Source organism: Streptomyces sp. 3330, from assembly GCF_031456635.1.
Classification (GTDB): Bacteria; Actinomycetota; Actinomycetes; order Streptomycetales; family Streptomycetaceae; genus Streptomyces.
In genome coordinates this window covers 220,780-239,544 of the sequence record NZ_JAVDVA010000008.1, presented here as the reverse complement: position 1 = coordinate 239,544, position 18,765 = coordinate 220,780, and the positions used below count along the sequence as shown (strand labels likewise).

Here is an 18,765-nt window from a genome sequence, read left to right as displayed (position 1 = left end):
ACTCCTCCGGTAGTCAAACTTGACTACCACGTCAAAGTAACGCCCCGGATCGGACTCGTCAAACTTGATTAGCGGGCATCCCCCGGATGCCGTTCCCCCGTGGCGTACGGGTTCTCCTCGCCCTCCGCGAGGACGCCGACGAACGGCGCACCCTCCCCCGCGAAGGTGTACGCGCCGCCCTCGATCCGTGCGATCAGGCCCCGCGTCCACGCGGCCTCGGCGTCCGCCGTGTGGAGCCAGAGATTCATGATCTCGCCGATGTGGCCCAGCTGCTCCGGCCCGTCCTCGGGGACGTAGTGCTCGGTGACGGCGGAGCGCCACTCCTCGATGCCGCGGATGCGCTCCTCCAGGAGCGCCACGGCCTCCGCGCGCGGGAGGTCGACCACGAAGCCGATGGCCGCCGACTTCACGTCCGTCTTCTGGTCGTAGGAGGTCAGCGCCTCGCGCAGCAGCCTGAAGTACTCGGCGGTGCCGGCGTCGGTGATCTCGTACTCGGTGCGCGGGGGGCCGCCCGCGGTGGACGGGGCCGTCTCGTGCTCGCGCAGCAGCCCCTGCTTCGCCATCTGCTTCAGGGCGTGGTAGATCGAGCCCGGCTTGGCGTTGGACCACTCGTGGGCGCCCCAGTACTCCAGGTCGCCGCGCACCTGGTAGCCGTGGGCCCGCCCGTGCTGACGCACGGCGCCCAGCACGAGAAGACGGATCGCTGACATGCGCCCAGGTTATGGCGTGGCGGACCCGCGCCCGCCAGGTGCCCGGGCCCGGGTCCGCCGTACCGCCGAGGCGCGGGCCCTCAGAGGGCCGGGCGGCTCAGAACGGGAATCCGCTGCGGCCGTGCTGGACCGAGATCCACTTCGTGGTGGTGAAGGCCTCCAGGGTCGTCTCGCCGTTGAGACGGCCCACGCCGGAGTTCTTCTCGCCGCCGAAGGGGACGATCGGCTCGTCGTGGACGGTGGCGTCGTTGACGTGGAACATGCCGGTGACGATCTGCTTGGCGAAGGCGACGCCCCGCTCGATGTCCGCGGTGTGCACGGCGCCGCTGAGGCCGTACGGCGTGTCGTTGGCGATGCGGACCGCCTCCTCCTCACCGTCGAAGGTGTTGATGAAGACGACCGGCCCGAAGACCTCCTGCTGGAGCAGGGCGGAGTCGGCGGGCAGGCCGGCCAGCACGGAGGGCTCGACGAGGTTGTCCGTGGTCGCGCCGTGCAGCAGGGCGGTGGCGCCCTCGGAGATCGCCTGCTCGACGGCGCCGGTGACGGCTTCCGCCTGCTGGGAGTTGATCACCGGGCCGATGGCGGTCTGCGGGTCGCGCGGGTCACCGGCCTTGAGGGTCTTGACCTTGGCGACGAACTTCTCGGTGAACTCGTCCGCGAGCGAGCGGTCGACCAGGATGCGGTTGGCGGCCATGCAGACCTGCCCCTGGTGGACGAAGCGGCTGAAGACGGCCGCGTCGACCGCGTAGTCGACGTCGGCGTCGTCGAGCACGACGAAGGCGCTGTTGCCGCCGAGTTCGATGATGGACCGCTTGAAGTGCGAGGCGGCCACCGTGGCGACATGGCGGCCGACCTTGTCGGAACCGGTGAAGGAGATGACCCGCGGGATCGGGTGCTCCAGGAAGGCGTCGCCGATCTCGGCGATGTCGGTCACGACGACGTTCAGCAGACCCGGCGGCAGACCGGCGTCCTCGAAGAGCTTGGCGATCACGGTGCCGCCGGCGATCGGAGTGTTCTGGTGCGGCTTGAGCACCACACCGTTGCCGAGGGCCAGCGCGGGGGCGACGGACTTCAGCGACAGCAGGAAGGGCACGTTGAACGGACTGATCACACCGACGACGCCGACCGGCTCCCGGTAGACCCGGTTCTCCTTGCCGTCGATCGGCGAGGGCAGGATGCGGCCCTCCGGACGCAGCGCCAGGTGGATCGACTCGCGCAGGAACTCCTTGGCGAGGTGGAGCTCGAAGGCGGCCTTGCCGAAGGTGCCGCCGGCCTCGGCGACGAGGATCTCGCTGATCTCCGCCTCGCGCTCCTCGACCAGCCGCAGCACCTTCTCGAAGACCGCACGGCGCGCGTAGGCGTTGGTCGCCGCCCACTGCTTCTGGACGCGGGCGGCGGCGCGGTAGGCGTCGTCGACCTCTTCGACCGTGGCTATGGTGATCGAGGCCAGCTTCTCGCCGTCGTAGGGGTTGAAGTCGATGATGTCCCAGGACCCGGTCCCCGGGCGCCACTCACCGTCGATGTACTGCTGGGCCAGGTCAGTGAAGTAGGACGACATGTGATCCCTCAATCCCCTGCTGCGATCGGCTTCGATCGATCGGCATCACGATCTGATCACACGTCATCGTACGGGGGTTTCAAGGGAGTTGGGGTCGTTCTCCAGGTGCTCCAGGGGAATCCCTAGGACAGCTGGATCAGTCCGCGCAGGATGTCCCGGCTCTCGTCCGGTCCGGGGCTGTCCTGCTGGAGCTCCTTCAGGGCCTGCTCGTACTGCGCGACGTCCTCGCGCTTGTCGAGATACAGGGCGCTGGTGAGCTGCTCCAGATAGACGACGTCCTGCAGATCGGACTCCGGGAAGCTCAGGATGGTGAAGGCGCCGGACTCGCCGGAGTGTCCGCCGAAGCTGAACGGCATCACCTGGAGCCGCACGTTGGGGCGTTCGGAGATCTCGATCAGATGCTGGAGCTGTCCGCGCATCACTCCGCGGTCGCCGTACGGCCGGCGCAGCGCCGCCTCGTCGAGGACGATGTGGAAGTCGGGCGCGCTCTCGGCGACGAGATACTTCTGCCGCTCCAGACGCAGCGCCACGCGCCGGTCGATGTCGGCGGCGCTCGCGCCCTTCATGCCCCGGCTGACGACCGCATGGGCGTACGCCTCGGTCTGGAGCAGGCCGTGCACGAACTGGACCTCGTACGCCCGGATCAGCGCGGCCGCGCCTTCCAGGCCCACGTAGGTGGGGAACCAGTTGGGCAGGACGTCCGAGTAACTGTGCCACCAGCCCGCCACGTTGGCCTCGCGGGCGAGTCCGACGAGCGCCTGGCGCTCGGTGTCGTCCGAGATGCCGTACAGCGTCAGCAGGTCCTCCACGTCCCGGGTCTTGAAGCTCACCCGGCCCAGTTCCATCCGGCTGATCTTCGACTCCGAGGCCCTGATCGAGTATCCCGCCGCCTCGCGTGTGATGCCGCGTGCCTCACGCAGTCGCCGTAGTTGCGAACCGAGCAGCATCCGCCGCACCACCGATCCGGGCTCTCCCGCGCTCACGTTCGCCAGCCTCCCCAACCGTCTTAGGGGCCGCAGTCTGCCACTAAAACACTTCGAGCAGTACTCGTCCGATTACAGAGATGGAAAGAAGACAAAGGATACGTACAGCGCGATGCGAGGGAACAGTGAGGGGAAAGCAAGGGAAGTGGCCTCGATGGGCGAGAAGTTGGCGGAAAAAATGGCCAAGAAGCGGTACGGGCGGGTCCATTTCGGTCACGTGCACGTGCATCTGCCCTTGCATCCGCAGTGCGCATCCGAAACCATGGTCTCGCGCCACCGCTGCATCGCAACGACCGCGAATCCCGGGAGTGCCTCGCATGGGGACGAATGGATCGACCATGCTCGAGCCGTTACGGCAGGGCCTTCCGCCGCTTGATCCCGCGGCCGTGTCCAACGCCGCCTCGTGTGCCCTGCCCGCCCGCTTCGAAGCGGTGCGCGAGGCCCGGCAGTTCACCAAGAGGACCCTCGGCCAGTGGGACGTCGGCGACCGTTTCGACGATGTCTGTCTGGTCGTCTCGGAGTTGGTGACCAACGCTCTCCGACACGGTCTGTCCCCGGACGACGTCCCGCTCGCGGCGGACCGGCAGCACCCGGCCGTGCGGCTGCATCTGATGCGCTGGACCGAGCGGCTCGTGTGCGCGGTGCGCGACCCCAGCCGGGAGAGTCCGCTGCCCCGGGAGGGCGACGACTTCTCGGCGGAGTCGGGCCGCGGCCTGTTCCTCGTCGACTCCTTCGCCGACGGCTGGGGCTGGCACCCGCTCTCCGGCAGTCTGGGCGGCAAGGTCGTCTGGGCGCTCTTCCGGCTGCACACGCCTGCCGAATGAGGAACCGCGGCGCGTTCTGACGCCGCGGTTCTACGCGCGTTGCCCTCCGTTTTCACGCGAAAAATCCGAAATTCCGGGGCGTGCGGAGGAGAGGCCGAGGCGGAGCCGATGAGCGGCCGGGCGGAACCGGCGAAGCGGGTGAGGACGTCGCGGGACGTCAGCTCGCGATCAGGTGGTCGAACTCGCCGTCCTTGATGCCGAGCAGCATGGCCTCGATCTCCGCGCGGGTGTAGACGAGCGCGGGGCCGTCGGGGAAGCGCGAGTTGCGCACGGCCACGTCACCGCCCGGCAGCCTCGCGAATTCGACGCAGGAACCCTGCGAGTTGCTGTGCCGGCTCTTCTGCCAGGCAACCCCGTACAGCTGTGTGGCCGTCATGCCGTTGTACACGTCGTGCCCCCCGTCAACGTGGTGGTCCACAGGTCGCTCCCTGGTGGTGCACTGGCTCGTGTGGCCATTGGTGCCGTGGTCAACTGTCCCGGATCATAACCCCGTTCACGTGCAGTCGCATGAGCAGATGCACGTGCACGCGGGGTGCCTGCCTGGTTACAGCTTTGACGCCCGCTTTACCCGAGGTGCGGCCCGGCATGTCCGGGTCGGCGGTCGCCGTCGGCTTCACGGGAAAGTCGTCCGGATCGAACCACTCGTGCACTAGGAACAGACGCGTGGCACGGCCGTCCTGTTCCGCCGACGCGGGAACGGATCGGCCGACGGGGGCCGGCGTGTGGTGGTGGGGCCGTCCCGAAAGGAGCGGTTCCGGCGGATGCCCGTCATCCGCTCGGCACGGTATGCGGTCCGTGAGGAAGCGGCCGCACCCGGGGTGCGTCGGTGACACGGAGCAGTGCACGGCGGGTCCGCCGGGCACACGTCCGGCGGCCCGCCCGCCGCCGACACCCCCCGACACCTGTCGCTCCGACGACGGCGCGACCGCTCCCCCGCCCCCGGCCGTAACCGGCTCGCCCCGGCCGACGACGACCGACGCCGACGCGCCGCCACCCCCGCGCAGGACGCCGGAGTCGGCCGGGGGGCGTGCCGGTGACGGCCCGACGCCGTAGCGCCCCCTCGGCCCGCTGTCGGAGCGACGGTCGCTTCGTTCGGCCAGGCCGTGTAGACGGCACGGGTGAATCCGCTCGTACGGGTGAGGCACCAGCGATACGGAGAGGGCGGGCCCCGGACTACGGACGGCGCACCACCCGGGCGGGGTGCGCGTGGACGGGGAGGACGCGTACCGGACAGCTGCGGGAGCGGTCGGGCTGCGCGGCACCGAACGGGGTGGCGGGCGGGGTGGCGGGCGGGTGACGGAATGACGCTGACGGGCGAGGCAGGGTCGGGCGGTGGGTTGCGGCCAAGCGGTCGATGGGTCGGGGAGTGGTCGGGGTCGGGAGTGTGGGGTCAGGGGTGGTGGGTCAGGGGTGGTGGGTCAGCGGGTGACGGTGGGAGGGAGCAGGGCCATTTCCCGGGCGTTCTTGATCGCCCGGGACACCTGGCGTTGCTGCTGGGCGGAGACGCGGGTGACGCGACGGCTGCGGATCTTGCCTCGGTCGGAGAGGAACTTCCGCAGGAGGTCGGTGTCCTTGTAGTCGACGTACGTGATCCCGGCCTGGTCGAGCGGGTTGGGGCGGGACTTCGCGGGCCGGTGCTCGGTCTTGCGGGGCATGGGTCAGACCTCCAGAAGGGTGTCGAAGGCGGACGGCAGCCGCTTCCAGGCGGCCCGTCCGGCGGCGTACTCGGCGTCGGTGAGCAGGCAGGACTCCAGCAGACGTGCCAGGCCGTCCCGGTCCAGACCGGGGGACGTGAAGACCAGGTGCTGGCAGCGGTCGCCGTGCTCGGGGTGCCAGTCCAGCGCCGCGGCGGCCCGGCGCACCGGGGGGACCATGTCCCAGGCCGCGTCGGGCAGCGACGCCAGCCACGGCCCCGTCGACTCCACGCACAGCGCCCCGCCCGCCGCGTCCCAGTGGAGCAGGACGTCGGGCCTGTCGGCGAGCCAGAACCGGCCCCGGCTGCGGGCCGCCGCGCAGGTCAGGTCCTCCAGCGCCGCGTACAGCCGCTCCGGGTGGAACGGGCGGCGCCGGTGCCAGACGAAGGTGCTCACGCCATGGGCGTCGGCCTCGGCGGGCAGCAGCGCGCAGGCCGGGTGCTGGTCGGCCGCGGCCGACTCGACGTCGAATCCGGCCAGTGCCGCCCGGACGAGAGCCGACCGCGCGTCCGGCGGGCCGGCCGGCCCGATCCGCACCCGGCGGGCCGTCGGGTGCAGCTGCGCCAGCAGCTCGCGGTCCTCGTCGCCGGCCTCCTCGGAGTCGACGACGGCCAGCACCGGCGCGTACTCCAGCTGGCGCGCGAAGGTGTCGGCGACCGTGCGCCGGTCGGTGGCGGCCGCGGCGAGACCGCGCTCGGCGAGGTCGTCGCCGTTGCCGAGGAAGGGCAGCAGCAGCGCCGGATCGACGGCGGTGACGACGCCGGTGACCGTGAGCCCGCCGGCCACGACCACCTCGGCCATCGCCTTGGGCTCGACGGAGTCCCACAGCTCGACGACCGCGAGCCGCGTGGTGCCGTCGTCGGCGAGGCGGCGCAGCTCAGGGACGAGATCCTCGCGCAGGGCGCAGCAGGCGCAGTCGTTGACCAGGGGCGCCTCGCCGGCGGAGAGGACGCCGGTGGCGTCGCCGACGGTCCGCACGACCGTGCCCGCAGCGGCCGTCGCGAGGTCGTGGTGGAGGACGACGCTGCCCGGGACGTCGGCGAGCAGACGGGCGACCGCCGTCCGGCGGGCGTCGGCGTGCAGTCCGCCGACGATCACGACCGACAGACTCACGCCCCGCCCCGCTTCCCGAAGCGGCGCTCGAAGCGCTCGACCCGGCCGGCCGTGTCCAGGACGCGGGCGGTGCCGGTGTAGAAGGGGTGGCTGACGTAGGAGATCTCGACGTCGACGACGGGGTAGGTGTTGCCGTCCTCCCACTCGACGGTCTTCCCGCCTGCCGTGGCGGCCAGCGTCGAGCGGGTGAGGAAGGCGTGGTTCGCGGCACGGTCACGGAAGACGACGGGACCGTAGGCCGGGTGGATTCCCTTGCGCATGGCGGTGGTTCAGCGCTCCTCTCGGAAGTCGACGTGGCGGCCGACGACGGGGTCGTACTTGCGCAGGGTCATGCGGTCCGGATCGTTGCGGCGGTTCTTGCGGGTCACATAGGTGAAGCCCGTGCCCGCCGTGGACCGGAGCTTGATGACCGGGCGGAGTTCGTTGCGTGCCATGCTGGTACCTTACTGAAAATGAATTCCATTAGCACCATGGCCCCCGCCATCGACCGAGGAGAGGTACATCACCCGTGTCCGCTCACTGCATGCTGACCGGCGCCCGGCCGGGCTTCGGCAACCGCATCTCCCACTCCCACCGGCGCACTTCGCGCCGCTTCGACCCGAACATCCAGTCCAGGCGCTACTGGCTGCCCGGCGAGAACCGCCATGTACGGCTGCGGCTGAGCACGAAGGGCATCAAGACCGTCGACGCGATCGGCGTCGAGGCGGCCGTGGCGCGCATCCGCGCGCGGGGAGTGCGGATCTGATGGCCAAGAAGAGCAAGATCGCGAAGAACGGCAAGCGGCAGGAGACCGTCGCGCGGTACGCGGCGCGGCGGGCCGAGCTGAAGGAGATCATCCGGCGGCCGGCGTCGACGGACGCCGAACGGGAGTCGGCGCAGCGGGAGTTGCGCGCACAGCCACGGGACGCGAGCGCGACCCGGGTACGCAACCGGGACCAGGTGGACGGGCGCCCGCGCGGCTGCTTCCGGACGTTCGGGCTGTCCCGGGTGAGGCTGCGGGAGCAGGCGCACGCGGGGCATCTGCCCGGCGTGCGGAAGTCGTCCTGGTAGGTCACAGGCGACCCCCGGCGTCCTTCCGGGCCTTGCTGGTAGCTTGCTGCGGTCCCCTACCGGACCGTGAGACCTCACGGTCCGCACAGCCTCACGGTCCGTGCGGTCGACCCGGTCGGCCGGCTACAGCTTGGGAGCTTGCAGTGACTTCGGCGATCTTCTCGCGGGGCGCGTCCCGTCGGCAGGTGCGGGCCACGGCCGTCGTCTTGGCCGCCACGTTGGCGGGCGTGCTCGTGCTGACGGGGTGCAGCGACGACGGCGGTTCCGACGACGGCTCCTCGGCGACGCCGACGGCGGCGACCGGGGGCACGAACGGCGGGACGGGCTCCTCGTCCGCCTCGGCCTCCGTCTCCGCCTCCGGCGAACTGGAGGGCAGTTGGCTCGCCACGACGGACGGCAAGGCCGTCGCCCTGATCATCACCGGGAAGCAGGCCGCCCTCTTCGTGACCGGCGGGACCGTGTGCAGCGGCACCGCCGGCGAGGAGGCGGGCATGCAGATGATCCACCTCAAGTGCACCAGCGGGACGAGCGACCGGACGACCGGCATGGTCGACTCCGCCGACGCGAAGTCCCTGAAGGTCACCTGGTCGGGTGCGGTCGGCAAGGAGACCTTCACCAAGGCGGAGAGCGGCCAGTGGCCGTCGGGGCTGCCCACACCGGGGCTCGGGTAGACCGGCTTCGGGGGGCCGGCTCGGGGGGTTCGGCTTCGGGGGGCCGGCTCGGGGGGTTCGGCTTCGGGGGCTCAGCTCCGGTGGGAGGTGCTTCGGCAGGGAGGGGCTTCGGCAGGGAGCGGCCTCAGTAGGGAGCGGCCTCGGTGGTTCGGGCCGCCATGGGCCGACTGCCCTGGGATCCAGGGGCCCTGACAGGCACTCGGATGGTCGGCCCTCGGAAGGCTTCGGGGTGGTGGCGAGCGGCCCGGACGGTCAGGACAGCCTGCACGCTCCGGACAGCCCGGCCGGTCCGGACAGCCCGGCAGCGAAGTGGTCACGAGTGTGGGGGGCGCGCGACACGCACACGTGCGCGTGCGTGATGATCCTTCGAGCACCGTCACGAAACCCTAGGGATCACTCATGCGCGCCGTTCCCCTCACCGTCACCGCTCTCGCCGCGGCCCTGCTCCTCACCGCCTGCGGCGGCGGGGACGACAGCGGCTCCGGCACCGACGAGAGCAAGGCCGCCGAATCGACCGGTACCACCGGCAGCGCCTGCGACCTCGGCCAGGAGGTCGGCCCCGTCAACGCCGCTCCCGCCGCCGGTGACAGCGGCAACGTCACCGTCACGCTCACCAACAAGGGCGCGGAGTGCACGCTGGACGGCTTCCCCACCGTCGAACTCACCGCCGACGGCGCTTCGGCGACCGTGCCGAAGGACGAAGCCGCCGAGGCCCAGACGCTGACCATTCCGGCGCAGGGCACCGCCACCTTCACGATCACCTACGTGCGCGGTGAGGACGGCGGCGACAAGAGCCTCGCCGTCAAGACGGTGAAGTACGGCCTGCCGGGCGGCTCGGCCGACCAGAGCTTCCCCTGGTCGTACGGCGATGTCGCCCTCAAGAGCGGGAAGACGCCGGACGCGACGGTGAGCGCCTTCCAGCAGGCGGGCGACTGATCCACCGGGCGCCGGGGGTCCGGCGCCGACCGGGACCGGGTACTGGGACCCCTGCCGGGTATCGGGTACCGGACCTCCACGAGGGATCGCGCGGCCGCCAACCGGGAGTGTCACGGCAGCCGGGATCCCACGGCAGCCGGGATCCCACGGCGGCGTAGGAGGTAACGGCGGCGTGGGAGGTCACGGCAGCCGGTATCCCACGGCAGCGCGCGGTGTCAGGGCAGGCGGGATCCCACGGCAACGCGCGGTGTCAGGGCAGGCGGGGCCGGGAACGCATCCTGGCCCGGTCCGCCGCTTCGGCGCCCTCCGTCCAGCCCGCCTCGTCGGTGACTCCGCGCAGACGGGTGGAGACCGTCTCCGGGAACATCCGGTCCGTCGCGGCGGTGACCGCGACCGCGCGGGAGGCGAGCACCGGCAGCAGTTCGTCGGTCACCTGGGTCTCGGCGGCGGCGGTGACCTCGCCCAGGCGGGCGCCGATGCGGTGGGCGTAGGCGGCGAGGAAGGACTGCCGGAAGGTCTTGGTCCGCTTGCGGCCGCCGGCCCGCTGGGCCGCCTCCGCCTTCGCCATGGCGGACTGCGCCTGCACCAGGAGCGACGTGTAGAGCAGCTCCACCGCCTCCAGATCGGCCTCGAAGCCGACGACCGTGGAGAACGCGAAGGTCTCGTTCCACACCGCCCGGCAGTGGTTCGCGTCGGCGACCGCGCCCAGCAGCACCGCCTTCGCCTGCTCGTACGGCGGCTCGACGCCGATCCGGCAGGCGCCCGGCGCGTCCGGGGCCGGGGCCTGGGCGTCGAGCAGCGCCTCGTCGACGCTGTGCCGGGCCATCAGTTCCTGCGCCTTCGCCGTGAGCGCCTCCGCCTCCTGCGCGAACCCGGTCGCCTCGGCCTTCGCGAGCAGCGCGCGGATGCGGGTGAGCATGCGGGAGTGCGATCCGGGGCGGGACTGCCGGTGCGGTTCGGACTCCTGGAGGGGCTCCAGGGCGGGCAGGCGCAGCAGCAGGCGGTAGAGCTCCAGGACCGTGGTGGCGTACGAGAAGCGGTCGGTGGCGGGCCGGGGCGCTGTGTCGGCGGACAGCTCCGCCAGCTGGGCCGCCCAGCGCCGCCCGCGCGCCCGGTCGTCGCGCGCGTGCGTCCGGATCAGCTCCGCCACCAGGGCTACGTGGACGTCGTCCAGCTCGCGCCGAACGAACCGTACGAGATCGGCGGGCTGCCAGCCCCGCCGCCAGGCCGCCGCCACGAACTCCACGCCCCGCCGGACCAGTTCGGCGTCCGCCGCGCGGTCGGCGGCGAGGAGCGAGGCGCCGGTGTCGAGGCCGGCGTCGGCGGTGTCGTAGAGCGCGGCCCGGAAGGCGCGTTCGACGGTGCCGGCGGGACCGCCGGACGCGTTGGCGGACGAGCCGCCGGGCGTGTCGCCGCTGGTCCTCCCGGACGCGCCGCCCCGGGGTCCGCCGGACGCGTCGCCTTCGGAGTGGCGGAACGCGTCGTCGCTCGGGCTGTTGTGGTCGGTGCTGCTCACCGGTCGATCGTGTCACGGAGTGGGGCGACGGAGCCCACGGGAGTGACAACCTCGGGTTGACACTCCCCTACTGTCAACCTACGGTTGACACATGACGTCTCCACGACCCGGCACCACCTCGTCCGTCCGTCTCGACGACCTCATCGACGCCATCAAGAAGGTCCACAACGAGCCGCTCGACCAGCTCCAGGACGCCGTCATCGCCGCCGACCACCTCGGCGACGTGGCGGACCACCTCATCGGTCACTTCGTCGACCAGGCCCGCCGCTCGGGCGCCTCCTGGACCGACATCGGCCGCAGCATGGGCGTCACCCGGCAGGCCGCCCAGAAGCGTTTCGTGCCGAAGGAATCGACCGACCTCGACGCCAGCCAGGGCTTCACCCGCTACACCCCCCGCGCGCGGAACACGGTCATGGCCGCGCACAACGCGTCCAAGGCGGCCGGAAACGCCGAGGGGCTGCCCGCACACCTCGTCCTCGGTCTGCTCGCCGAGCCGGAGGGCCTCGCGGCGAAGGCGATCACCGACCAGGGCGTCTCCCTGGACGCGGTCCGCGAGGCCGCGACCGCCGCGCTCCCGCCCGCCGTGGAGGAGGCGCCCGAGCTGGTTCCCTACGGCCCGGACGCCAAGAAGGTCCTGGAGCTCACCTTCCGCGAGGCGCTCCGCCTCGGCCACAACTACATCGGCACCGAGCACATCCTGCTGGCGCTGCTGGAGTTCGAGAACGGTGAAGGCGTCCTCAGCGGCCTCGGCATCGACAAGACCGGCACGGAACGGTACGTCGCGAAGGTCCTCGCCACGCTCTCGGTGAAGCCTGAGCCTGAGCAGGGGCAGGGGCAGGGGCAGGACGCGGAGTAGCAGGTGGAGGGGGCAGGGGCCTGAGCGGCCGACGGAGGCGTTGTCAGACCCCCCTGCCACACTCGCAGCATGGCCGACCGGTGGGCACTCGCTCCGGCCGAGGACGGTGGCGTGGAACTCGCCCCCCTCGGTCCAGGCGGGCTGCCCATCGGTCCGGTGCTGCGGGAGCCGGACCTGGCGCGGGCCGTGCGCGAGCGGCCCGAGGTCAGCCGGTGGGTCTGGCGTTCCACGGCCGAGGTGTATCCGCGTCTGCTCGCCACGGGGGTGCGAGTGGAGCGGTGCTACGACGTCGAGGACGCCGAGACCCTTCTCCTGGGTCACGAGGGGCGCTCCGGGGAGCCCCGCTCGGCAGCCGCCGCGCTGGCCCGGCTGCGCGGCGGCCCCGTACCGCCGGACCCGCCGCAGCGCTCCGCCGCGCCCGGCGCGCAGTCCTCGCTGTTCGAGGCGCAGGAGACCGCCGTCCGGCTGCCCCTCGATGACCTCCTCACCGTCTACGCCGAGCAGCAGCGGCGTCACGAGCGGGCCGAACACCCGGCGCGGATGCGGCTGCTGACGGCGGCCGAGTCGGCCGGGATGCTGGTGGCCGCCGAGATGAACCGGGCCGGGCTGCCGTGGAGCGCGGAGGTGCACCGCGCGGTCCTGCACGACCTGCTGGGCGAGCGGTACGCGGGCGGGGGCGAGCCCCGGCGGCTGGCCGAGCTGGCCGACGAGGTGTCGGCCGCCTTCGGGCGCCGGGTCCGCCCCGACCTGCCCGCCGACGTCGTCAAGGCCTTCGCGCAGGCCGGTGTCCGGATCAAGTCGACCCGGCGCTGGGAGATCGAGTCGCTCGACCATCCGGCCGTGAAGCCGCTGATCGAGTACAAGAAGCTGTACCGCATCTGGGTGGCCCACGGGTGGTCCTGGCTCCAGGACTGGGTCCGGGACGGGCGGTTCCGGCCGGAGTTCCTCGCACACGGCACGGTCACGGGACGCTGGGTGACCAACGGCGGGGGCGCCCTCCAGATCCCCAAGGTCATCCGGCGGGCCGTGGTCGCCGACCCGGGCTGGCGGCTCGTGGTAGCCGACGCCGACCAGATGGAACCGCGCGTGCTGGCGGCGATCTCCCGCGACCCCGGGCTGATGGAGGTCGCCGGCCGGGAGACCGACCTCTACCAGTCCGTCTCCGACCGGGCGTTCTCCGGCGACCGCGCCCAGGCGAAACTCGCCGTCCTCGGCGCGGTCTACGGCCAGACCTCCGGGGACGGTCTGAAGAACCTGGCCGCGCTCCGCCGCCGCTTCCCGCGCGCGGTGGCATACGTCGACGAGGCGGCGCGGGCGGGCGAGGAGGGCCGGCTCGTGCGGACCTGGCTGGGCCGGACCTGTCCTCCGGCCAGCGGGTCCGGGGACGAGGGCACGGAGGAGGCCGGCATCCCCGTCGACTCCGCCGCCGGTCCCGGCAGCCCTGGCGGTCGCGGTGGTTCGGGCGGTCGCGGTGGTCTTGGTGGTTCCGGCGGAGACGAGGAAACCGGCGCGGACCGCCAGTGGGTGCCGGGGTACGCCTCGACCGACGCACGCGCGCGTGGCCGGTTCGCCCGCAACTTCGTCGTCCAGGGCAGCGCCGCCGACTGGGCGCTGCTACTGCTCGCGGCCCTTCGGCAGGCCTGTGCGGGGATGGCGGCCGAGCTGGTCTTCTTCCAGCACGACGAGGTGATCGTGCACTGTCCGCAGGAGGAGGCCGAGACGGTCGTCGCCGCGATCCGTGAGGCGTCCGCCCTGGCCGGACGGCTGACGTTCGGGGAGACCCCGGTGCGGTTTCCGTTCAGCACGGCGGTGGTGGAGTGCTATGCCGACGCGAAGTGACCGGGCTCGGCCGGGGGGTGGCTGAGCGATTCGGGCTGAGGAGTCGGGGAGCCCGCCAGCGCGGGTTCGCCTCACTGACCTTCGCAGCGTCGGATTTTCGCGCGCTCGGCCTCCGCCCCGCCGGATGCCTCGCCGCCGGCTTTCGCGTCATCGGCCCCTCGCGTCGTCGCCCCTCGCGTCGTCGGCCCTCGCGTCGTCGGCCCTCGCGAGCTCGCGGGCGAAGTCCCGTACCAGGTCGTGTGGGGTGTAGTGGCCGTACGCGTGCTCCTCCAGGAGTGCCACGTCGACGAGTCTGTTCAGGGCTGCCTCGGCACGGGGTTCGTCGGTGCCGGTGAGACGGGCCAGGAGGGGGACGCCGTACGTGGGCAGGTCCAGCGCGCCGATGCGGCGCAGGGCGAGCGCCGCGTCCCGGTCGGCCTCGCGCCCGGAGGCGGCGAGCGCGTCATGGGCCACGGCGAGGGAGCGGCGGACGCTGAGATCGTCGTACTCGAGGTGGGGCAACCTGTTCTCGGTGTCGGCCAGTTGCCCGGCCAGGCCGTCCGGGGTGAGGGCGCTGCGCGCGGCGAGTCGGGCGGCGACGACGCGCAGGGCGAGCGGGAGGCGACCGGTGAGGCCGATGAGGGGATGGGCGGCGTCCAGCCCCGCGCGCCCCTCGCCCGGCCCGGACGCCGCGCGCAGCAGGGCCGCGCTGTCCTCGCCCGACAGCGGCCCGAGCGGCAAGCGGTGGGCGCCGTCGAGCGTGGTCAGCGGCGAACGGCTGGTGACGATCACCGCGCAGCCGGGGCCGGCCGGCAACAGCGGGCGGACCTGGGAGGCGGTCGCGGCGTCGTCCAGTACGACGAGCGTGTGCGTCGGCGCGAGCAGGGTCCTCAGCAACGCGGAAGCCGCGTCCGGGTGTTCGGGGATGTGCCGGGGTTCGGTACCGAGGTCGCGCAGCAGGACGGCGAGCGCCTGGGACGCGGTGAGGGGCGCCATGCCGGGGGTGGCGCCATGCAGGTGGAGGTACAGCTGCCCACTGGAGAAACGTTCCTTCAAAGCGTGGGCGACATGCAGCGCGAGCGCGCTCTTGCCCACTCCGGCCATACCGCTGAGCACGGCGATCCGGCTGCCGCCCGCAAGGGTGCGGTGGAGAAGGCCCAGGGCCTCGACGCGGCCGGTGAAGTGGGCCGGCGGCGGGGGAAGTTGCGCCGGTGGGGTGCGCGGGCGATCGAGATGGGGCGCGAGCCCGGATGCGGGCGCAAGCTCGTCCTCCGGCTCGGGCGCGAAGGCATCCTTCGGATCGGGCTTGAGCACCACCTCGGCCTCGGGTTCGGGCTCGGACTCGGGCGCAGGCTCGGGCTCCGGGGCGGGCGCAGGCTCGGGCTCGGGCTCGGGCTCGGGCTCGGGCTCGGGCTCGGGCTCGGGCTGGGGGGCGGGCGCAGGCTCGGGCTCGGGCCGGGGGGCGGGCGCAGGCTCGATGTCGGGCTCGGGCTCGGGCTCGGGCTCGGCGGCGGGCGCAGGCTCGGGCTCGGGGGCGGGCGCAGGCTCGGGCTCGGGCTCGGGCCGGGGGGCGGGCGCAGGCTCGATGTCGGGCTCGGGCTCGGGCTCGGGCTCGGGCTCGGGCCGGGGGGCGGGCGCAGGCTCGATGTCGGGCTCGGGCTCGACCAGGGACTCCGGCTCGACCATGGGCTCGGCCGCCAGGGAGGGCGGTGAGGTCCGAACCTCAGCCGCAGGGACAGGTGCATGCGCAGCCGCAGCCGCAGCCGCAGGATCAGGATCAGGATCAGTCGGAACCAAGATCGGAACAGGAGCGGGAGCGAGGACAGGGACGGGAGCAGGCTGTGGCTTCGGTGTCGACGGCCGGTGGTCGACGGCCGTCGGGGCCAGAACCTCCACGTGGGCATCGCGTATCGACGGGCCCGGTTCGATGCCGAGTTCCTCGACGAGGCGGGCCCGCAGGTCACGATGGACGGCGAGGGCCTCGGCCTGACGGCCGGTGCGGTGCAGGGCGAGCATCAGCTGACGGTGGTACGCCTCGCGCAGCGGATGTTCGGCGGCCAGAGCCGTCAACTCCGGGACGAGCCGGTCGAACCGGACTCCGCCGAGGGCGAGTTCGGCGTCGTAGCACCACTCCAGCAGGAGCAGCCGGGCCTCCCGCAGGCGTCGTACGAAGGCGTATCCCCCCAGGTCCGCCTGGAGTCCGCTCAGCGGGGCGCCTCGCCACAGCGCGAGTGCCGCCGCGCACTCGCGCGTGACGCGTTCCCAGTCACGGGCGGCATGGGCCCCGCGTGCCGCGGCGACGTGCCGCTCGAACACATGGACGTCGAGTTCGCCGTACTCGACCCGGAGCCGGTAGCCGGGCGGCACCGCGCGCAGTCGTTCGGGGTCGTCGAGCAGCCGACGCAGCCGGGTCACGTGATTGTGCAGCGACGCCTGCGCGGACGCCGGCGGCGCGCCGCCCCACAGCGCCTCCTTGAGCGACTCGACGGGGACGATCCGGCCCGCGTCGAGGAGCAGGGATGCCAGCAGCGCTCGCACCTTCGGGCTCCGGACGGTGTCGTAGGGAGGGACGCCCGCCTCGCACTCGGCATCCGACGCGTCGGCCGTGTACAGGACCGGTGGGCCCAGCAGCCCGAACCGCAGCCCGTACCGCCGCATCACGCCGTCCGTCACCTTCCGCGCCCGGTCCGTACCGAGCGCCCGTAGCTGAGTCACCTTGCAGAGTCGTATCGCCGAGTCGCCCGGGCCGGGCCGCTCCGCCGGGCCGCCTTGCCGAGTTGCCGCGTCAGGTCGCCGTGCCCAGGGGCTCGGGCGGGTCCCGCTGCCGAGTCCCCTGAGCGGATCTCTCTGCCGAGTCGCTCGGGCTGGAGCCGTACCCGACTACCCGCCGCCCACGGCCCGCCGTTCGCTGCCCACGGCCAGCCGCCCGTCCGCTGCGCGCCGCCTGCCGCCTGCCGTCCGCCGCCCTGCGAGAACATCAAGTGACCAGCGGAGACGCGGGAAACGGTTGGCGACATGTTAGCGATTCGTTGGCGCGATCTGATGTGATCACATCATCGGAATCGGCCCGACGGTGCGCGCGTGTCGACGCGCAACTCGGGGGAGTGCCGCCGCCGCGGCCGGATCCGGGGGTGCGCGGGGTCTCGGTCGGCGGAGGTGACCGGCCGGGCCCTGCGCCCCGCTTGCATGCGCGCCGGTCCGATCAAGTCCGTTGGCCGAAGATCCTTTTGCAGCACGGTCCATCGCAGCACGGTCCATCGCAGCCCGGTCCATCGCAGCCCGGTCCACGGCGATCCGAGCCGTCGGGCCCCATGGCGTTGAGGTCCGAGCCGGTGGGCCGGTGGGGGCCGAGCCGGTGGGGGCCGAGCCGTTGAAGCGCGTTTCCTTACCGGTCCGGTGCTGGGCCGACGGGTGCTCAGATGACCGGCGGCCTTCCCAGCCGGGTCAGGCGCCACACCGTCCGCCACTTCATCGGTCGCCGGTGTCCGGCCGGCTTGCGCAGGCCCTCCGCGAACCCGCCGAACCACGCCTTGAGACCGCCGAGCGAGCGGGTCCGCAGCAGGGTGACGGCGATCCAGACCCCCAGGTGGACGGGGATGAGGGGCAGCGGAAGGTTGCGGCGGACCAGCCAGACCCGGTTCCGGGCCGTGACACGGTGGTATATGGCGTGCCGGGCGGGTGAGGTCTTGGGGTGCTGGAGGAGCAGCTCGGGCGCGTAGAGGATCTTCCAGCCGGCGTCGGTGGCCCGCCAGGCGAGGTCGGTCTCCTCGTGCGCGAAGAAGAACTCGGCGGGCCAGTCGCCGGTCTCCGCGAGCATGGCCATGCTCAGGGCGTGACCGCCGCCGAGGAAGCCGGTGACGTACCCGCCCTGCATCGGGTCCGAGGCGCCGACGCGCGGCACGTGCCGGCGCTGTGTCTCCCCGTGTTCGTCGGCGATCCGGAAGCCGACGATGCCGAGGCGCGGGTCGGCGGCGTACAGGTCGCGGACGCGGCTCAGCACGTCGACGTCGACGAGCAGCCCGTCGTCGTCCAGCTCGACCACGATGTCCACGTCGCCGTACTCCCTCAGCCGGGCGAGGGCGACGTTGCGGCCGCCGGGGCAGCCGAGGTTCTCGTCGACGTCGATCGCGGTGACCTCGCCCGGCAGGAACAGGCGTTGGGCGAAGTCGGGCAGCTCGCAGCCGTTGCCGACGATCACGATGCGGGCGGGCGCCAGGTCCTGCTTGGCCACCGACTCCAGCAGCGCGTCGACCTCGGCGGGCCGGTTGCCCATGGTCACCACGGCCACGGCGATCCTCGGCTCCGCCGCGTCCCCGATGTCACCCACGTCCACCACGTCCCTCACTCCGTCCGGCCCTCGACGTGACCGCGCCGTCCCGTCCACGCGCGGGCCCGTCGTTCACCTAGATGTTGCCTCAGGTGCGGACGTTGCTCCGACGCCGCCTCATTTTGCTTCCCTTTGATGCCGGTTCTGCCTGAACACGCTTCCGCGTGAGCCGGTTCCACCTGTCCGCCTGTGCCGGCGTACCTGTCCCAGTGTCCGACCCGATGGGGCCCCGGCTCCGCCGACCCGGCTCTCAATACGTCGGCGCCTGACGCGTCGGTTCAGCCGCGTCGGTTTTCCCTGCGTCGGACGAACTTGAGCCCCGACCAGTCCTCGCCCAGCGCGGCGACCTTCACGTCCACGACGCCGAGGGGGAGGAAGAGGTCGCGGAGGGCGTTCTCGGTGATGTCGCTGACATGTCCGGCCGCCTTGCCGGGCCAGGCGACCCAGAGCATGGCGTCGTCGGCGAGGTCACGGACGAGAACCGGGGTCTCGGCGGCGAGGTCGGCGTGCTCGCGGTAGAAGGCGACGGTGATGTCGGCGTCGCGGGGCCCGCCCGGGGCGAGATGGACGTCGTCGGGGAGTCCGGGCACGTCCCAGCCGGGCGGGGCGTGTCGCAGCCGCACGCGGTGCCCGGGCCTGACGCCGAGCTTCTTGGCGAGGGGGGTGCCGGAGCAGCCGCCGGTCGCGGCCGAGTCGCTCACGGTCCCAC

19 protein-coding genes are annotated in these 18,765 nt (G+C 72.4%); 7 read left to right on the top strand and 12 right to left on the bottom strand.

Annotated elements, in window-relative coordinates:
• Positions 1-68 precede the first annotated feature (68 nt).
• The 3 genes from J2X68_RS16430 to J2X68_RS16420 all read right to left on the bottom strand — a co-directional run bounded on the left by J2X68_RS16430 (position 69) and on the right by J2X68_RS16420 (position 3,215).
• On the bottom strand, positions 69-710 hold the full coding sequence (locus J2X68_RS16430) for a PadR family transcriptional regulator (RefSeq protein ID WP_310433276.1): 642 nt from the start codon (positions 708-710) through the stop codon (positions 69-71).
• A gap of 97 nt (positions 711-807) precedes the next feature.
• Entirely contained in the window at positions 808-2,268 is a 1,461-nt protein-coding gene (locus tag J2X68_RS16425; protein WP_310433275.1) for an aldehyde dehydrogenase family protein, read from the bottom strand.
• A gap of 122 nt (positions 2,269-2,390) precedes the next feature.
• Positions 2,391-3,215, bottom strand: a complete 825-nt coding sequence (locus J2X68_RS16420) for a helix-turn-helix transcriptional regulator (RefSeq protein ID WP_310433345.1) — start codon at positions 3,213-3,215, stop codon at positions 2,391-2,393.
• A 374-nt stretch (positions 3,216-3,589) separates the two neighbouring features.
• Between J2X68_RS16420 and J2X68_RS16415 the strand changes: the two genes are divergently transcribed.
• A complete protein-coding gene (locus J2X68_RS16415) occupies positions 3,590-4,075 on the top strand; it encodes an ATP-binding protein (protein WP_310433274.1) in 486 nt (161 codons plus the stop codon).
• Between the two features lie 157 nt (positions 4,076-4,232).
• Here J2X68_RS16415 and J2X68_RS16410 read toward each other — a convergent pair whose 3' ends face one another.
• The 5 genes from J2X68_RS16410 to rpmG all read right to left on the bottom strand — a co-directional run bounded on the left by J2X68_RS16410 (position 4,233) and on the right by rpmG (position 7,316).
• Complete coding sequence (locus J2X68_RS16410) at positions 4,233-4,451, bottom strand: DUF397 domain-containing protein (RefSeq protein WP_052183895.1); 219 nt, start codon at positions 4,449-4,451, stop codon at positions 4,233-4,235.
• Between the two features lie 1,042 nt (positions 4,452-5,493).
• Entirely contained in the window at positions 5,494-5,730 is a 237-nt protein-coding gene (gene rpsR, locus J2X68_RS16405) for a 30S ribosomal protein S18 (RefSeq protein ID WP_310433273.1), read from the bottom strand.
• Between the two features lie 3 nt (positions 5,731-5,733).
• Positions 5,734-6,882: a GTP-binding protein gene (locus J2X68_RS16400; RefSeq protein WP_310433272.1), complete on the bottom strand. Its 1,149-nt coding sequence runs from the start codon at positions 6,880-6,882 to the stop codon at positions 5,734-5,736.
• A complete protein-coding gene (locus J2X68_RS16395) occupies positions 6,879-7,142 on the bottom strand; it encodes a type B 50S ribosomal protein L31 (protein WP_310433271.1) in 264 nt (87 codons plus the stop codon). Before J2X68_RS16395 ends, J2X68_RS16400 begins: the two co-directional genes overlap by 4 nt.
• A gap of 9 nt (positions 7,143-7,151) precedes the next feature.
• Complete coding sequence (rpmG, locus tag J2X68_RS16390; protein ID WP_019753828.1) at positions 7,152-7,316, bottom strand: 50S ribosomal protein L33; 165 nt, start codon at positions 7,314-7,316, stop codon at positions 7,152-7,154.
• Positions 7,317-7,390: 74 nt separating this feature from the next.
• Between rpmG and rpmB the strand changes: the two genes are divergently transcribed.
• From rpmB to J2X68_RS16370, 4 genes are all read left to right on the top strand, one after another.
• Positions 7,391-7,627, top strand: a complete 237-nt coding sequence (gene rpmB, locus J2X68_RS16385; protein ID WP_310433270.1) for a 50S ribosomal protein L28 — start codon at positions 7,391-7,393, stop codon at positions 7,625-7,627.
• The gene (gene rpsN, locus J2X68_RS16380; RefSeq protein ID WP_310433269.1) at positions 7,627-7,932 is read left to right on the top strand and encodes a 30S ribosomal protein S14; all 306 of its coding nucleotides are present in this window, start codon (positions 7,627-7,629) and stop codon (positions 7,930-7,932) included. The genes rpmB and rpsN overlap by 1 nt, the downstream gene beginning before the upstream one ends.
• 143 nt (positions 7,933-8,075) lie before the next feature.
• The gene (locus J2X68_RS16375; protein ID WP_310433268.1) at positions 8,076-8,603 is read left to right on the top strand and encodes a hypothetical protein; all 528 of its coding nucleotides are present in this window, start codon (positions 8,076-8,078) and stop codon (positions 8,601-8,603) included.
• A gap of 399 nt (positions 8,604-9,002) precedes the next feature.
• Positions 9,003-9,539 (top strand): DUF4232 domain-containing protein, encoded by a 537-nt coding sequence (locus tag J2X68_RS16370; protein WP_310433267.1) that lies wholly within the window; start codon positions 9,003-9,005, stop codon positions 9,537-9,539.
• Between the two features lie 250 nt (positions 9,540-9,789).
• On the opposite strand, the gene J2X68_RS16365 is transcribed toward J2X68_RS16370, so the two are convergent.
• Positions 9,790-11,055 carry a DUF2786 domain-containing protein gene (locus tag J2X68_RS16365; protein WP_310433266.1) on the bottom strand — a complete coding sequence of 422 codons (1,266 nt, stop codon included), beginning with the start codon at positions 11,053-11,055 and terminating at the stop codon, positions 9,790-9,792.
• Positions 11,056-11,146: 91 nt separating this feature from the next.
• On the opposite strand from J2X68_RS16365, the gene J2X68_RS16360 reads away from it, so the two are divergent.
• Together J2X68_RS16360 and J2X68_RS16355 are read left to right on the top strand one after the other, a co-directional pair.
• Positions 11,147-11,911: a Clp protease N-terminal domain-containing protein gene (locus J2X68_RS16360; protein WP_310433265.1), complete on the top strand. Its 765-nt coding sequence runs from the start codon at positions 11,147-11,149 to the stop codon at positions 11,909-11,911.
• A 69-nt stretch (positions 11,912-11,980) separates the two neighbouring features.
• A complete protein-coding gene (locus J2X68_RS16355; RefSeq protein WP_310433264.1) occupies positions 11,981-13,750 on the top strand; it encodes a bifunctional 3'-5' exonuclease/DNA polymerase in 1,770 nt (589 codons plus the stop codon).
• 147 nt (positions 13,751-13,897) lie between these two features.
• Here the strand turns inward: J2X68_RS16355 and J2X68_RS16350 are convergent, their stop codons facing one another.
• The 3 genes from J2X68_RS16350 to J2X68_RS16340 all read right to left on the bottom strand — a co-directional run bounded on the left by J2X68_RS16350 (position 13,898) and on the right by J2X68_RS16340 (position 18,757).
• Positions 13,898-16,387, bottom strand: coding sequence for a BTAD domain-containing putative transcriptional regulator (locus J2X68_RS16350; protein ID WP_310433344.1), 2,490 nt, complete (start codon positions 16,385-16,387; stop codon positions 13,898-13,900).
• Positions 16,388-17,144: 757 nt separating this feature from the next.
• The gene (locus J2X68_RS16345) at positions 17,145-18,065 is read right to left on the bottom strand and encodes a glycosyltransferase family 2 protein (RefSeq protein WP_399040088.1); all 921 of its coding nucleotides are present in this window, start codon (positions 18,063-18,065) and stop codon (positions 17,145-17,147) included.
• Between the two features lie 269 nt (positions 18,066-18,334).
• Positions 18,335-18,757, bottom strand: coding sequence for a DUF3052 domain-containing protein (locus J2X68_RS16340; RefSeq protein WP_310433263.1), 423 nt, complete (start codon positions 18,755-18,757; stop codon positions 18,335-18,337).
• Positions 18,758-18,765 lie beyond the last annotated feature (8 nt).